Annotated in this window: 14 protein-coding genes and 2 riboswitches; of the genes, 4 read left to right on the top strand and 10 right to left on the bottom strand. The window is 63.1% G+C overall.

Annotated features, from left to right (window positions below):
• Positions 1–95: 95 nt before the first annotated feature.
• Positions 96–1,157: a C45 family autoproteolytic acyltransferase/hydrolase gene (locus tag KTJ78_RS06100; protein WP_217133643.1), complete on the bottom strand. Its 1,062-nt coding sequence runs from the start codon at positions 1,155–1,157 to the stop codon at positions 96–98.
• 42 nt (positions 1,158–1,199) lie between these two features.
• Positions 1,200–2,852: an amidohydrolase gene (locus tag KTJ78_RS06095; RefSeq protein WP_217133641.1), complete on the bottom strand. Its 1,653-nt coding sequence runs from the start codon at positions 2,850–2,852 to the stop codon at positions 1,200–1,202.
• Between the two features lie 124 nt (positions 2,853–2,976).
• Between KTJ78_RS06095 and KTJ78_RS06090 the strand changes: the two genes are divergently transcribed.
• From KTJ78_RS06090 to tenA, 3 genes are all read left to right on the top strand, one after another.
• Positions 2,977–3,606, top strand: coding sequence for a TetR/AcrR family transcriptional regulator (locus tag KTJ78_RS06090; protein ID WP_217133639.1), 630 nt, complete (start codon positions 2,977–2,979; stop codon positions 3,604–3,606).
• A gap of 54 nt (positions 3,607–3,660) precedes the next feature.
• Positions 3,661–3,751, top strand: a riboswitch (TPP riboswitch).
• 72 nt (positions 3,752–3,823) lie between these two features.
• Entirely contained in the window at positions 3,824–4,711 is an 888-nt protein-coding gene (thiD, locus tag KTJ78_RS06085) for a bifunctional hydroxymethylpyrimidine kinase/phosphomethylpyrimidine kinase (protein ID WP_369807999.1), read from the top strand.
• The gene (gene tenA / locus KTJ78_RS06080; RefSeq protein WP_217133636.1) at positions 4,708–5,376 is read left to right on the top strand and encodes a thiaminase II; all 669 of its coding nucleotides are present in this window, start codon (positions 4,708–4,710) and stop codon (positions 5,374–5,376) included. The genes thiD and tenA overlap by 4 nt, the downstream gene beginning before the upstream one ends.
• A 431-nt stretch (positions 5,377–5,807) precedes the next feature.
• Here the strand turns inward: tenA and KTJ78_RS06075 are convergent, their stop codons facing one another.
• The 6 genes from KTJ78_RS06075 to thiM are packed head-to-tail and all read right to left on the bottom strand — an operon-like array spanning position 5,808 to position 11,546.
• Entirely contained in the window at positions 5,808–7,298 is a 1,491-nt protein-coding gene (locus KTJ78_RS06075; protein ID WP_217133630.1) for an LLM class flavin-dependent oxidoreductase, read from the bottom strand.
• Positions 7,295–8,236, bottom strand: a complete 942-nt coding sequence (locus tag KTJ78_RS06070; protein WP_217133628.1) for an ABC transporter ATP-binding protein — start codon at positions 8,234–8,236, stop codon at positions 7,295–7,297. The genes KTJ78_RS06075 and KTJ78_RS06070 overlap by 4 nt, the downstream gene beginning before the upstream one ends.
• Positions 8,220–9,065 (bottom strand): ABC transporter permease, encoded by an 846-nt coding sequence (locus KTJ78_RS13540; RefSeq protein ID WP_369807998.1) that lies wholly within the window; start codon positions 9,063–9,065, stop codon positions 8,220–8,222. Before KTJ78_RS13540 ends, KTJ78_RS06070 begins: the two co-directional genes overlap by 17 nt.
• A complete protein-coding gene (locus KTJ78_RS06060; RefSeq protein ID WP_217133626.1) occupies positions 9,026–10,084 on the bottom strand; it encodes an ABC transporter substrate-binding protein in 1,059 nt (352 codons plus the stop codon). The genes KTJ78_RS13540 and KTJ78_RS06060 overlap by 40 nt, the downstream gene beginning before the upstream one ends.
• Entirely contained in the window at positions 10,081–10,734 is a 654-nt protein-coding gene (thiE, locus tag KTJ78_RS06055) for a thiamine phosphate synthase (protein WP_217133624.1), read from the bottom strand. Before thiE ends, KTJ78_RS06060 begins: the two co-directional genes overlap by 4 nt.
• Positions 10,731–11,546, bottom strand: coding sequence for a hydroxyethylthiazole kinase (thiM, locus tag KTJ78_RS06050; protein WP_217133622.1), 816 nt, complete (start codon positions 11,544–11,546; stop codon positions 10,731–10,733). The genes thiE and thiM overlap by 4 nt, the downstream gene beginning before the upstream one ends.
• 87 nt (positions 11,547–11,633) lie before the next feature.
• Positions 11,634–11,729: riboswitch (TPP riboswitch) on the bottom strand.
• A gap of 568 nt (positions 11,730–12,297) precedes the next feature.
• Here thiM and KTJ78_RS13895 point away from each other — a divergent pair.
• Positions 12,298–12,498, top strand: a complete 201-nt coding sequence (locus tag KTJ78_RS13895; RefSeq protein WP_369808022.1) for a transposase — start codon at positions 12,298–12,300, stop codon at positions 12,496–12,498.
• A gap of 1,460 nt (positions 12,499–13,958) precedes the next feature.
• Here KTJ78_RS13895 and KTJ78_RS06040 read toward each other — a convergent pair.
• Entirely contained in the window at positions 13,959–15,329 is a 1,371-nt protein-coding gene (locus KTJ78_RS06040; protein ID WP_217133618.1) for an RNA polymerase sigma factor, read from the bottom strand.
• A gap of 135 nt (positions 15,330–15,464) precedes the next feature.
• A partial coding sequence (locus KTJ78_RS06035; protein ID WP_217133616.1) for an LAVTG motif-containing sortase-dependent surface protein occupies positions 15,465–15,689 on the bottom strand: 225 nt, incomplete at its 5' end.

Here is a 15,689-nt window from a genome sequence, read left to right as displayed (position 1 = left end):
GGTGCCGTGTGAGGCAGCAGCGGCAGCAAAATGGCACGTCTTCAGAGCGCTCCCAGGCATCAAAAGTCCAGGAACGCTTTGCCGAAGGCTCGGGGTTAGGCCTTCAGCTCAACCCACTCGCCGCTCGGTGCCTCGGGCGGTTTACCGTCGAACACTCGAATACTGTGCCGCTCAGGGTCGGTGACAATGGTCGCGAGCGTTGCCCAGCGTTCGCCATAGCCCAACGACATATCTGGGCGACACGTCAGCTCGGGTTCACCGGGTTTGGTTGCCAAAACCGCTATGAGATCTGTCTCGCTGCCCAGGGTCTTTGTTCCAATGCGCTCTCGAATGAGCGCCAGTCGGGCAGACGATCCCGGCTCGTAGAGCTCGTTCTTCTGGCCCGAGCACAACGACGGGTCTTGAAAATGGTTGGTGCGTTGCACCGAGCCCTCTACCGCCTCGATAACCCGCACACCGACCGGGCTCATTTCGACCGAAACCATCTGGGTCTCGTCGATGAGCGTAAACGCCGACGATGAGGCGATAGGTGCTGCTTGAATGAGCGCAATCGCTTCAGCGACCGTCGAGCATTCTCTCAGCACGACCGCAGAGAGCACGTGAACGGGAACCCCACCAACGCCATCATCACGGTGTCCAAGAATATTGAAGTGCAGCGCTAGACCCGCTTCGTTGACCCCAATTTTTGAGAGGATGCCGTGCTCGGTGAGCCCCGCGACTCGGTACCCCGGCCCGTCAACGATTTGTGTGTGCCAAAACGCTTCAAGCTCGCAGTGCCAGTCCCAGGTTTGCACCCCCATGTTTCGCCCATCGACGCTGGCGGTCAGGGTCGAACACTCGTGAGAACCCGAACCGCCGAGCGCGATGATCTCGGTGCGTGCGTTGAGTGCAATGATCTCAAGCAAGGTCATGCCCGAAGCGGTCGCTATGGCAGCGAGTTCACGCTCGATCGCGGGGCGCCACGAGGCAATGGCGGCAAGGGCTTGCTGCGCCCCCGCTCGTTCGGTCTCTTCGCTAATGCCAAGCAGCCGAAAGAGCTCGGCATAGCGTTCGTACCCGGAGCGAAGCGTGGCTCGCAGTTGTTCACCGCGACTCTGGCCTAGGGCTTCGTGACTGTCGCCCTCGATCGTGAGGTGTCGTCGTTGTTCGTGCATCATTGCATCCCGTCGTTTGTGGTCAGTGGTACTCGTCGTTCGTGGTCAGCGGTATTCGCCATGGGAGTTTCTGGTGGGGCTCGTCTCAACGCGCTGCGTTCCTACCCGGTTCGCGGATCGTTCGCCGCCAACAAAGGTTGCGAGCACCGCATTCGTCGACTGTTCGCGTGGGGTGAGATCAAGCGGGTTCTGTTCAAAGACAACGAGGTCTGCAACCATACCCGCGCGCACTCGGCCGCGAGTTTCGGCTACGCCGCCCGCCCGCGCTGGGCCCAGGGTCATCGCCGTGTACGCCTCGAGCGCCGAGATTGCCTGCGTGGGCTGGTGCGGTGTGTGCCGCTCCTCTTCAACCGGACGCCGTACCTGCGCATCGGCAAGCGAAACTCTGGGGTCACCCACACCGATAGGCCAGTCAGAGCTCAAAACGACCACCGCGCCAGCCTCACAAAGATCTTTCACGCGCCACCCTTGAGCGACCCGGTCGGCCCCAATGCGTTTCGACCAGTTATCACTCTGATCGGGCTGGGTGAGCCTCGTTGCGTGCGTCGGCTGTAAGCTTGCGACCACACCGGCCTCTGCAAACGCATGCACGAGGTCATCGGGGATCGATTCGATGTGCTCAATACGGTGCGGCGTCGCCCCCACGGGCCCTGCCTCGGCGAGCACCTCAAGGGCGAAGCGCACGGCTCTATCGCCGATTGCATGCGTTGCGGTAGGAACTCCTTGAGCGGTAAAGAAACGAATTGCCTCACGGTACGCCTCGGGATTGCGCCAAAGCGACTCTTGGTTCTCACCCAGACAATCGGGGGTTTCGAACCATGCAGTACCGTTATCAGCCGTGCCGTCGAGCATAAATTTCGCGCCGTCAACGCTCCACCGACGCCCCTGCTGCCCCTGCAACGCCGCAATCTCTCGCCACTCAACAGCACTTGAATCGGCAGGAACAAGTGGAAACGCCCGAACGCGCAGGGGCAGTTCACGATCACGCTCAATCGCAGTAAAGAGTTCACGCGATGGCTCATGAAAATCAAGGGCGTGAATCTCGGTCAGCCCCGCCGCAGCAAATGATTCAAGGGTCTCGAGCAAATACTCGGCGTGAACATTCAGCGGTACCGCAGGGGCTTGGTCAAGCACGAGATCCATCGCTTGGAGTTCGACGACCCACCCCGTCACACCGTGGCCATCACACACGATCTCTGAGGTATCAGCAAACGTTTCTTCACCCGTTAACCCGAGCTCAGCCACGACCGCGGGACTCACTACAAGGGCGTGGGCGTCACGGGTCATCAGCACGATTTTTCGCCCTGGCAACCACTGTTCAAACACTCGGCCGTCGGGAATCCCGCCGGGAAACACGCTGACATCGAGATCATGCCCGCTGATCCACCCCTCACCATCGGCCCTGGCTGCCGCTTCGAGAAGGGCACGCAGCGCATCAAGCGTAGAAGCCTCAGCGCAGCCCACGCCACCTCCCTGGGCTGCAGAGCCCCAGACCGGGTGCGTGTGCACATCGACGAGGCCGGGCATAACCGTCGCACCAGCAAAATCGAGCACTTCATCGTGTTCGAGCTGTTCGAGCTCTACGCCGCCGATCGCGCGAATGCGCCCATCTGCAATCGACACATGCGTCGCGAGCGAGGTATCACCATCACCGGGCGAAATGACCTTTGCCGCTCTCAAGAGCATCTCAGCGTTCATTCTCACACCTTTCGTGGGTAGCCCAAGCGCCGAGGCTCGGGTGGGTGCGATCAGCATAACACCTTATTGGTCGAGCGACCAATAACATTTTTCGCCGACTTTTCCCAAGTGGTATATTGCTCTCATGCCCTCACCCGATGCCGCCCCCAAGCGCCGTCGACCGGCAGAGCGGGTCACCGAGATAACCGCAGCTGCGGCCACGATCGGCCTCACCGAAGGGCTTGAACGCGTCACACTCAGACGCGTTGCCGAACACATCGCTGTGCGCCCTGGACTCATTCACCACTACTTTCCCGAAGCCGACAGTCTTGTCGCCGAAGCGTTTTTACACGCGACGAAGACTGAACAAGAGACACTCTTCACACGACCAGACGCAGCTGGGCCCCGTGAACAACTGCAACTGTTCTTCACCGAGGCACTCTCACCAGAGTCGCTGCAGTACAGCAGGCTCTGGCTCAACGCGAGAAACCTGAGCCGCTTCAACGACGCACTCAAACGGGCCGTCACCGAGCGGGAAACCTCAAACCGTGAGCTCCTCGGTAGCATCTTGCGCGAGGGCAACGCCCTGGGCCACTTCACGTGCGACGATGACGAACAGGCCGCGCTCCTCACCATGATCTTGCTCGACGCGCTCTCTAGTTACGCCAACGGCGGTGCCGAAGAACTCGAAGCACGAGTCGTCGCAACCGTCATTGGCACGGTAGAACGCGAGCTTGGCCTCGAAGCGCACACCCTCCTGCCCGATCATTTCTAGCGACTCTTCGCATACACATACTTGCCCACCGCAGCCCCTGGTGCACTATGGTGGAGGCAAGACACGGGGTGCCCACGCGGGCTGAGATGACACCCGAGAACCTGATCGAGTTCGTACTCGCGGAGGGATGTCGATGCTCGGCGCCACGACGGCGCCCCAGCACACCCACACCCCTTTCGTTGCGAACTCGACACGAGCAGCAACGAAAGAGAGCACTGTGATTTCGAACGTCCTCACCATCGCAGGGACCGACCCCACGGGCGGCGCCGGCATTCAGGCCGACCTGAAAGCGTTCTCGGCGCTCGGCGCCTACGGCATGAGCGTCGTGACCGCCGTCGTCGCGCAAAACACCCGCGGCGTGCGCGAGTTCGTGGCCCTTGAACCGAGTTTCGTTGCCGACCAGATCGCCGCGGTGTTCGACGATGTGCGCGTCGACGCCGTGAAGATCGGCATGGTCGCCAATGCCGGCATCATCGAGGCGATCGCCGACAGCCTCGACCGCTACGCCACCTGCCCCGTCATACTCGACCCCGTCATGGTTGCCAAGAGCGGCGACCACCTGCTCGCGCCCGAGGCGGTCGACGCGATTCGCGAGCGCCTCGTCACCCGCTCAACAATCATCACCCCGAACCTGCCAGAGGCGCAGGTGCTGCTCGGCCGCGACACCGAGATCACCGACCTCGCCGGCATGCGGGCCTCGCTCGACGACCTCATGACATTCGGCTCGCCCTGGGTGCTACTCAAGGGCGGTCACCTCACCGACGGCGACAGCGTCGACCTGCTTGCGGGGCCCGCGACCGCAACCTCCACTTCGGGCGTGAGTGGGGATCGGGGTGGGCGATCCGCCGCGTTTTCAGTCGCCGAGTTCACCTCGCCCCGCGTGCGCACCGTCAACACCCACGGCACCGGCTGCACCCTCTCGGCCGCGATCGCGGCCCTGCTGCCGGGCAGCGAACCCGTCGCCGCCGTTTCTCGCGCAAAAGAATACCTGACCGGCGCGCTACGTCACGCCGACGACCTCGATGTCGGCGGCGGCCAGGGCCCCGTGCACCACTTTCACGAACTCTGGAACCACCCCACCACGACCGAAGGAGACCCACGATGACCCTGTTCACCGACCTCAAGGCCGCGATCGGCCCCGAATGGCAGGCCTACACCGAGCACGAATACGTGCGCCAGCTCGGCGAAGGCACCCTGCCGCTCGCCGTCTTTCAGGACTACCTCAAGCAGGACTACCTCTTTCTCGTGCAGTTCGCCCGCGCCAACGCGCTCGCCGCCTACAAGAGCCGCACCCTCGCCGATATCACCGACGCGAGCGGGGCCCTCGGCGCGATTCTGCACGAGACCGAACTGCACCGTCGCCTCACCGAGCGCTGGGGAATCTCCGAGCCTGAGCTCGCCCGCGTTCCCGAGAAGCAGGCCACCGTCGCCTACACCCGCTACGTGCTCGACACCGGCATGTCGGGCGACCTGCTCGACCTGCACATCGCCCTTTCGCCCTGCACCATCGGATACGCCGAGATCGGCACCGCACTGGCCCCGCAACTGCAGAACCGGGCCGACCACCCCTACGCCGAGTGGATCAGCGAGTACTCAGGCCCAGGCTTCCAAAGCGCAGCGCAGGCCGCAATCGCGAGACTCGACTCCCTCACCGGCGGCGCCGTGACCCCGCAACGCTTCGACGCCCTCGTCGAGGTGTTCCGCGCTGCGACGCGCCTCGAGTCCGACTTCTGGCAGCAGGCGCTCGACGCGGGCGGGGCTGAGCGGTAGGCGGTAGGCGGTTCGGGGCTCTTGCGGGCCACGGGGCTGCCGGGGCCCGCGCTGGCCACGCGGCGTTCGCGGTCCCGGCGGCGGTCTTGTTTCGCGGTTTCGCGATCTACTTGACGAAAAGCAGGGTGTTTTGCCGTCTACACCCTGCTTTTCGTCAAGTAGACGCCAAATCGCACTTTTCAACGCCGCCTCAGCCAGCCATTGCGTCGTTTCACGCGGCGCCGGCCACGAAAGGCTGCGCCATGTGACACCGCACTGTACTCGCCGCCCCTTTTCCCGATCCATATGACGGAAAGCAGGGTGTTTTCGCGTTCACACCCTGCTTTTCGTCAAGTAAACGCGAACCCGAAGCGTTTCGAGGCGGATCAAGCCCGGAGCCCGACCGCGCCAGTGATCGCCGCGCCCCTCACCGCCATAACTGCGAGCGCCCCTCACCCCCGCCGGTACGAAGCCCCCGGGTGGGCAGCGGGCAGCCGGTCGCCCGCACCGAACATTCGGTCGCGCAGCGTCCCGGGCTGCGGCTCAGTCGGGTAGAGACCGCGTCGCTGCAGTACCGGCACGACGTGCTCGATGACGTCTTCCCACGTTCCGGGGTTCAGCGCGTAGGCAAGGTTGAAGCCGTCGACACCAGTCTCAGCGACGAGACGCTCAAGGGCATCGGCCACCGTCTCGCCCGAGCCAACAACGACCGGGCCACCGGTCGCGTTGATGCGGGCGCTGTCGCGTAGTGTCCACCGGGCGTCGCCGGCGAAGTCGGAATCGCCGGCACCAGCAGGCTCACCGGGGTCAGCAAGACCGCCAGAGCCAGCACCAGCAGTCCCGCCCGGGCCAGCAGAACTGCCAGCACCAGCAGGCCCGCCAACTCCCCCGCCCCGCGCCCCCGACAGGCTCGCCACCGTCGTCTGAATCGCGTTCGTGGCGGCGGGCTCAAGCGGGGCGTCGAGGTCTTGTTGCGAGAGGTCGAGGCCCGACCATCCCGAGTTGAGCACGAGGTTGCCCACCTCTGAGGCGTAGGCGAAGACGTCACGGTACTTCGCGGCCGCGAGCTCGTCGGTCTCGTCGGTGACGATCGTGAGCAGGGCGTAGATGCGGGCGGCATCGCGGCCGCGGCCGGCAGCTTCGAGGCCGTCGCGAATCTTCGTGACCTGCTCACGGGTTTGCTCGATCGTGGGCGCCGCAACGAAGATCGCCTCGGCGTGACGGGCCGCAAAGCGAATACCGCGTGGCGAGGCCCCGGCCTGGTACACGACGGGGGTGCGCTGCGGCGAGGGCTCGCACAGGTGCGGGCCGGGAACGCTGAAGTAACGCCCCTCGTGCGCGATCGGGTGCACCCGCGCGGGGTCGGCGAACGTGTCTCGCTCGGCGTCAAGCACGACCGCATCGTCTTGCCACGAGCCCTCCCACAGCTTGTACACGACCTCGAGGTACTCGTCGGCGTGGTCGTAGCGTTCGTCGTGCGAGAGCTGATCCACCTGCCCCAGATTTTGTGCGGCGCTCTTGAGGTAGCCGGTGACGACGTTCCACCCGATGCGCCCGCGGGTGAGGTGGTCGAGCGTCGACATGCGCCGCGCAAAGGTGTACGGGTGCTCAGCGGTCGTCGTCGCCGTCACGCCGAAGCCGAGGGTTTCGGTGACGGCCGCCATCGCGCTCACGAGCATCATCGGGTCGTTCATCGGAATCTTCGCCGCGGTTCGAAGTGCGGCGTCAGCGCTTCCCTCATACACGTCGTAGGGCCCCAGAGCATCGGCGAGAAAGATCCCGTCGAAGTGGCCGCGCTCGAGCAGCCGCGCGAGGTTCGTCCAGTGCTCGAGGCTCGTGTAATCACGCGAGCGGTCGTCGGGGTGGCGCCACAGCCCCGGAATCTGATGACCCACGCCATTGATCGCGAAGGCATTGAGGCGGATCGGGGTTCTTCTCGTCACAGGTTCTCCTTGGGGGTTGCGTTAGTTCGTGGGCTGTTTTCGGGGGCCGCGGGAGCAGCGGGGGCCGCGGGAGCAGCGGGAGCGGCAGCGGGAGCGGCAGCGGCAGCGGGAGCGGCAGCGGCAGCGGCAGCGGGAGCAGAAGCGGCAGCGGCAGCCTCGGCGTCAGCACCCGCGCCCAGCGCCGCAAGCACCGCACGCTCGAGCGCCGCGAACTCGGGGCTCTGGGCGACGGCGAGCGTGCGCGGCTTCGGTAAGTCGACGTCGAGCACCAGGCGCACTGAGGCTGGCCGGGGGCCGAGCACGATGATGCGATCTGACAGGAGAACGGCTTCGCGCACGTCGTGGGTGATGAGCAGGGCTGTCCAGTCGTGTTCGATCCACACCCTCTGTAGCCAGTCGTGCAGCTCGCGTTTGGTGAGCGCGTCGAGAGCGCCGAAGGGTTCATCGAGCAGCAGGGTGCGGCGTTGCTGCACGACGGTGCGCAGCAGGGCGGCGCGCTGCCGCATGCCGCCAGAGAGTTCGAAGGGGAGCGCGTCTTCGAAGCCCTCGAGCCCGAACTGCGCGAAGGACTCGCGCACCTCACGCCGCGCCTCCCTGCGTGACCTGCCCTGCACCTCGAGGCCGAGCGCGACGTTCTGGGCGATCGTGCGCCACGGGAACAGCAGATCCTTCTGGGGCATGTAGGCGGCGTGGCCGGCCGATCCGCGCACGTCGACGCCGTCGGCGAGCACACTGCCAGCCGTCGGCGTATCGAGCCCGGCGATGATGTTGAAGAGCGTGCTCTTGCCGCAGCCCGAGGGGCCGACGATCGAGACGAAGCTTCCGGGCTCGACGTCAAACGAGACGTCGTCGAGCACGGAGCGTATCTCGCCGCGCGAAAGGGCAAAGTCACGCGAGACGCCGCGCAGCGAGAGGCGGGGCTCAGTTGGTGCGGGCACGGCGGGCCCTCCGTTCGTGTGAGTGCCACGGAATCACCATGCGCTCGACAAGAAAGGTCAAGAGATAGAGCGCGATGCTCACGAGGGCGGTGACCGCGACGGCGGCGAGCACGAGATCGGTGCGAAACGCGTTCTTCTGCACGCTCATGTAGATGCCGAGGCCCGACTGTGCCCCGACGTACTCGGCGAAGATCGCGCCAACGACCGCGTAGGTCACGCTGATGCGCAGTGACGTGAAGAAGAGCGGCAGCGCGGTGGGCAGCCGCAGCAGCACGAACTCGCGCACGCGCCCGGCCCCCATGCTGCGCAGGAGCGCCCCGGCCTCGCGGTCGGCGCTCGCGAAACCCTCGATGAGGCCGATCGCCACGGGAAAGAACGTCACGAGCGCGACGACGAGCACCTTCGGCAGCAGGCCGAAGCCGAACCAGATGATCATGAGCGGAGCAATCGCGATGACCGGGATGGTCTGCGACGCGACCATGAGGGGCAGCGCGGCACGGCGCAGGAGCGGCGAGAAGTCGACCGCGATCGCGAGCGCCCAGGCACAGACGAGTGAGACCGCAAAACCCACGGCGGTGACCCCCAGGGTCGCCACGGCGTGCCCCGCGATGGCTTCGCGGTGATCCCACCCAGATGCCGCAACGAGTGACGGTGCCGGCAACACCTGCGGGCGCACGCCGCTCACGCGCACCGCGGCCTCCCACACGACGACGAGGGCGCCGAGAAACCCGAGCGGCACCGCGACGGCCTGCCACCAGCCGCGCGGTGCGCTCGTCTCACGCTGCACGCTCACCCGAGCAGGTAGTCGTTCGTGAAGAAGTCCTGCCACGAGGGCTCGGCAGGGAGCGGCTTCCCGTCGCGGTCGGTGAGCAGGCCCGCTTCGAAGAGAAAGACGCCGAGCTCACGCCAGTGCTGCTCGGTCTGCCCGCCAAACTCGCCCGCGTCGTCGAGCATGAAGCGCTCAGCGAGCATGCGCTGGCTTTCAACGAGCAGATCAAGATCGGTGAGCAGCCCGGCATTTGCGTCATGCAGCATGGTCGCGGCCCCCTCGGGGTCGGCAATCGACTCTTCGTAGCCGCGGGCAAGCGCCTGCACGAAGGCCCGCGCCTCATCAGGGTGTGCGTCGAGCCAGTCGCGCTGGCCGATCGTCACGACCTGGTACGAGTCGGGAAACCCAAAGTCGGTGTACGCGAAGGTCTTCAGCTCGATGCCCCGCCGGGCCGCCTCGATACCCTGCCACGCCACATACGGAACCGTGAAGTCGACCGCCCCCGAGTAGAGCGCCTCGTAGGCGTTCGTCGCGAGCACGACCGTCTCGAACTCGCCGGTGCCGCCGGCAGCCTGAACGACGCCGCGCATGGTCGCCGTTTCTGAGGGGTTATCGAAGCCGCCGAACACGAGCCCGTCAAGATCGGCAGGGCTCTCGATGTCGTCACGGTCGGCGAGCACCGCGACCTCGCTCGCCCATGTCTGCTCAACCGCGAGCACCGAGATGAGGCCTGCTCCCGCGGCGATCGCCATGCTCGCGGTGTCCTGATGGCTGATGCCAAACTCGGCCTGCCCCGCGTCGACGAGCACCTCGGGGTTGATGTTGTTAAACGGCAGCACCTCGACGTCGAGCCCGGCGTCGGCAAAATAGCCCCGTTCGAGCGCGACGTAGAGCCCGGTGTGGTTCGTATTCGGGGTCCAGTCGAGCGCGAAGCGAATCTTCGCCCCGTTCTCGCTGGCGCCAGAAGCGCCCGCTTCCCCCGATTGCACCGCGGCGGATCCCGCCCCGCTCCCGCACCCGGCAATCGCCCCGGCGAGCAGCACCGCGACCGCTCCGGTCAGAACCCGCGCGGCCCTCATCGGGTCACCTCGCCCGAGTGCCATGCGCGCACGAAGTCGCGAGCCGCGGCTTCGGCGTCGGGAGCCGCGCAGATTGCCGAGACGACCGCGATGCCTGCGGCGCCGCGGCGCCGCAGCTCGGCGGTATCGGCAAGCTCGACGCCACCGATCGCGACCGAGGGCACCGGCGCCGTCGCTGCGAGGTGCTCGAAGCCGTCGAAGCCGAGCGCCGGCGGATGGTTCGGCTTCGTCGAGGTGGGCCGAATCACACCGATGCCGAGGTAGTCGACCGATCTTTCTGGCATGCTCGCGACCGCGGTGAGGTGCTCCGGGGTGTTGGCCGTGAGCCCGACGATCGCGTCGGGGCCGAGTTCGCCCCGGGCCCGATCCACAGCAGTATCGCCCTGCCCCAGGTGCACGCCATCGACCGCGATGCCGCGCTCGCGAGCGGCGATCGCGACGTCGAGTCGGTCGTTGATGACGAGCAGGGCGCAGCCGTCGATCACCTCGGCGAGGCGCTCGAGCTCGCGCAGTTGCTCGTCGAAGCCGTCGTACTTTTCACGCAGCTGCACGGTGTTGACGCCGCCATCGACCGCCTGCCGCACCGTTTGCACGACTCCGCGTTCGCCACACAGGGCACGGTCGGTCACGAGATAGATGCCGAGGTTCACGCCGCCACCGCCTCTTCGCGCAGCCGCTCTGAAGCCGCAACATCGGCCGAGCTCACTTCATACAGCGCGTCGATGAGCCGCGCCGCGAAGGTTCCGGGCCCCGCTGCCCCCGTTGCTGCACGCTCGGCCGCGATACCGTACACGATATGTGCTGCGGCGACCGCCTCGATGGGAGGCACCTCGCCGCGCACCGCAGCAAAGCCGGCAACGAGCGAACCAAGCGCGCAACCGCCACCCGTGACGCGCGTGAGCATCGCATCGCCGTTTGCCACCCGGAGGATCCGCTGGCCATCGGTAATGAAATCTTCGGGCCCCGACACCGCGACAACGGTGCCAAGCCGGCGCGCTAGCTCTACCGCGACGGGCCCCGCCGCCTCGGTCGTGTCGGCCGAGTCAACGCCCTTGCCTCCCGCACCCTCGCCCGCGAGCGCGAGCACCTCAGAGGCATTGCCGCGAATCGCGTAGGGCTGTTTCTCGGCGAGACGCTTCGCGAGCTCGGTGCGAATGGGCAGCGCGCCAACCGCGACGGGGTCGAGCACCCACGGGGTGCCGGCATCGAGAGCGGACTCGACCGCCTCTTCGGCCGCCTCGCGCTGCTCTGGAGTGGGGGTTCCCACGTTCACGAGCAGGCCGCCCGCGACCCGGGCGAAGAGCCCGGCCTCGCCGACGATGTCGACCATTGCGGGCGCCGCGCCAATAGCGAGCAGCACGTTCGCGGTAAAGTTCGGCACCACCGAGTTGGTGATGCTGTGCACCAGGGGCGATTGCGCCCGAAGCTCATCGAGCAGGGCGCCTGAGGGTGAAGCGGGCATTGTCTCTCAACTTTCTTCGCGACGAAGAGAAGCCGAGCTTTGCGAGTATAGCCAGCCGCAGACACCCCATTCGGTGCCCCGAATGTACCCTGCTCATTCGGACATTCCCTTCGCCAGTACGAACTGGATCAGGTTCGACGGGTGTAATCTCAGCTGCGCTTGGCAGCACCCCGTGTCACTGAACTCAACCCTAGCCTATAGATCGCCGTTCGTGGCAGAAGCCTTCAGGCGCCAGCCTTTTGCCCGGTTTCGTTCGGCCCAGAATCCCGCGTATCGGCCACCTACGTCCGTACCGGCCAGCCCTCAACACATGGACTGGCGGTCGCTGTGGGCTTGCAGGCTGGTTCAGAGCCTCCGGGCGCGCTCTGGTCACTTTCGCAGATCCTGGGATCGTCCGCGCCGCGGTCAGCGCCGCAGTCCAGGAAGCAATCGCGTCATCATCCTCCGGTCAGACTCGCTCGAGCAGCAAGTCCTCGGCTGTGAGGACACTCGGGCGCACGTCGCCAAGGGAGGGCATCCTTCGGCATCGCGCGGCAAGCCTAGTCGCCGACGGCTCCACCATTGCTGATCTTCTCGGCGAGGGCCGTCCGTTCTAACTACTACCCAGTTGTCAGTAACCATCCACTGTGCGAGACGGTGGATCATGGTCGTCGGTACACAGCTCGTTTTCGACCTCACGGGGCACGAACGGGTCTGCTAATAGGCTGGTTCGTTCTTGTCCACTTCGTGTGAACGGGGCAGGGATTGAGAAATTCAAACCATAAAGTATTCGGAAGAGTTCAAGCGTGACGCGGTCGCCTTGGTGAAAGCCGGCGCGTTACACTGCGAGGTATGCCGAGGCCTCGGTGTGTCGACGTCAGCGATGTCGAAATGGGTGGCTGATGCTGAGCGGACTAAACAGGGGTGCCCTAGCGCAAGATTTACTTGCTGCAGAAGACGCGAAAGTGCGTGAGAGCATACGCCGGAACAAGCTGTTAACGCAAGAGAACGAGATGCTCATGCCCACAGCATCGTAAGTGTCACATATTCACTCTACGCCCCAAGGTGAGCTATACTCTCGTTCGTGAGATGGCTGCGACCGGTGCCAGAATTCGTGTGCCGCTCGCAGTGATGCGCAGGATGCTCGGACTCTCGAAGCAGCCGTATTATCAATCGTTGAAACAGCCGTTATCAGCTCGAGAAATCAAGGAGGCCCACCTCATCGGGGTGTTGTGGGAATTCCGCGCCTATGACGAGGAGGGCCGTTACCGTGTTTCCTGTTAACGACCTGCATGACTTCGGGTACGGCATCTCAGAACAACGCGTGTGGCGGCTGCGCAAGGACGGTGCCGTCCAATCACCCATTGTGAGGCGTAACCCTCAAGGATAAGAAAACCGGGGATCTTGTGAGTGATGACCTCGTGCAGAAAGACTGCACCGCGGACGGGCTGGACAAGTTATGGCTGACAGATAATACCGAGCATCCGAATAATGAGGGCAAGCTGTATTTGTGCACGTTCAAAGACCTGTGCTCGAACAAGTTCGTCGGATACGCAATCGATAGAGCGTATGAAACCGTCACTCGCAGTTCTTGCGCTAGAGAACCCGCTGATGCAGCGCAACTACCCAGAAGGTGTCGTGATACACAGCGATCATAGAAGTCAATTTCGGAGCAGGAAGTTCCAGCAGGCGCTGAAAATGCACAAGCTGAAACACTCGATGGACTGAGTTGGTGCGTGTGAAGATAACGCGGTATAAAACCGTTCTTCAGCTTGTTAAAAAGAACCTACTCGACAGAAAAGGATGGGCCACACGTAAGCACTCCGGCTCGTTATCGTGCACTGGGTCGAAGAGAAATACCACCACAAAATGCAAACAGTGACGCCTCGGGAAACTTACCCTGGTCGAGTTCGAAACTATAGTGAGAAGTGCGGTCGACTTGGCTACCTAACCAAAGAAACCCGAGTCAAGCAAACCTTCAGCAGACCCTAGTGTCTGGCATATGGCCGGCTTCTATCTCCGCCTGCCTAGCCCAGGTCAGCAACGCGTCGGGACGGATATCGAGCTGGTCGGCGATCCGCTTGATGGCTCCGGACTTCACGACGGGTTTTCTGGCGCGCGTCCAGCACCGTCCGTGTCTAGCACTTCTTTGGGTTTCTCGTCATTGTTTCGAGGTGCTGCCATGACTCTCCTCTTAACATTGAGAGCTTCAATCAGACCCCGGGGCGCTTCACAGGTTCGCACAGAAGGTTGCTGAACTGCAATAAAGCATCTTGGTATACATGCCACAGAGAAACGTGTTTGGGGCGTTTGGCGTAGACCGAGCGTGGAACTGTCCAGAAAGTGCAAGTAGCACTCGCCGCTGAACTGATCTGTCATGTAAAAGTGCAGCAGGCCCCTGCGTCAGAATTCCATCCTCAAACCCGCATACGATTATTCAGAGAGCTCAACAGTGCCGAGTATGTTCCTCCCGCTACCCGTTTCGGCGCTGATTAGGAATATCAGACGAGAATCTGACGAAGTGTTCCGTCTTTTAACTGTGAAATTTCCACCCTCGCTGTTGACTACATTAGTCACGCATCGCGCAGCGTTGCCCTGGAGAGAGCATTCCCAGCCCGGAGGGGATTTGATTTGCTCGACCTCTTGAGCGGCTTCCAACGTAAGAGTTTGAATTCGCCAGCTCTTTTCTGAAACGCTGAAATCCACCCTGAAATCATTTGATCTCAAGGTGCCCTCCACCGGCGTAACAGAGAAACTAGCTGTGGGCGTGGGCGAGGTCATGATGAGAGTAACAACCCCAATCGCCATTGCCAGCAGTCCCGCGACCGCGATTAGGCCCCCAGTGCCATATTGCCTCAACACAACCAAGAAACCACCAGCCTGGAGCGGCTGTTTTCCGCTTTGACGTGCAGTGAGAGAGCGCGTTGGGTGTTCAGAGCTTGCTGAACCCCCTCGCTCAAGTACCTCACTCTGCGTCAAGTCCTGGGGCGCAGACGACTGACCATACTGTCCGGTTTCGGCTCCGTGTATCAAGCTTGCAGCCTGCACCTCGGTCGCCGGACCAAAAACTAATCCTCCAGCTGTCGCCAGGGGCAGAATTCCAAACGCCATGGCAAGCCGACCAAACCGAGTCCAGGCTCTTCTGCACCTCTCACAGCCCTCAAAGTGGTTCTCTATATCGCCGACGTATTGTGACGGCAGATCCGGAAATTTCTCGGGTACGCGGTTAATCGCTTCAATACATGGCGAAGGAGCGTCGCCTCCAAGTACCAAACGGAATACTTCTTTACGAAGAGAGAGCTTAGCTCTTCGGTGTAGGGACGATATCGCGCCTGCAGGGCGGCCCAGTTCTTTCTCTAAGTTGCGGGGCTTCTCCCCCAAAACTGTCATCGCGAGCAGCACTTTACTCTGATCTTGGGGCAGGTTCTCTAAAGCCTTGCGAACGAGATGCACTTCGTTTCGAACTTCGACGTGTGTCATGTCTTGTGCCGTCGGATCAACGATATCCTCAGACTGGTCGAGCACTCTCACGCGCGAACGAGGCGACTTGAGCTCATCCTTTACTCTGTTCCGCATAATCACTGCAAGGTATGCATTGACATTCTGAGTTGGCCCCGAACCGATTGACCACTGTTCAAGCAGTCTGAGAAAGCTCTCCGACAGCAGATCCTCTGGATCCATAACACCGCCAGAGATTCGGCGCGCGAGAACCATCAGATAGCTTAGATTCTTCGTAAAATACTCTCCCGCAGCTTTACGGTCTCCCTGCGCAGCAGCTACAACCAAAGGATCTAATGTGACCACGCCTTATTCTCTCCCCCCCCTGGAGTCAGCAATCTCTATCGTATGTCTGAGTTCGATAGGGCTCTATCAGACACACCAAAAAGATGGCGGGGTGGCGATACCGATCAGGCATCGCCACCCCGCTTCACTGCCGGGCTATGAACTCATCGGTTCGTCTCGATGTGCTCGTTTACGAGCTATAACGATCACACCACACAGGAACAACAATACACCTAGCGCGAGAACGCCAGTACCTGCTTGCCCACCGGTAATCGCAAGTGATTCCTTCGCCTTCGGGTCAGCGTCAGCATCAGCCTTCGCCTTGAAATCAACCGAGGCATCCGCCGATGAACTCGTTTCAGCCGCAGCCTTCGCCGCCGA

Source organism: Leucobacter chinensis (assembly GCF_019049105.1).
In the GTDB taxonomy this organism is placed as follows: domain Bacteria; phylum Actinomycetota; class Actinomycetes; order Actinomycetales; family Microbacteriaceae; genus Leucobacter_A; species Leucobacter_A chinensis.
The sequence above is the reverse complement of the archived record's forward strand: the minus strand, read 5'-3'. Positions and strand labels throughout refer to the sequence as shown.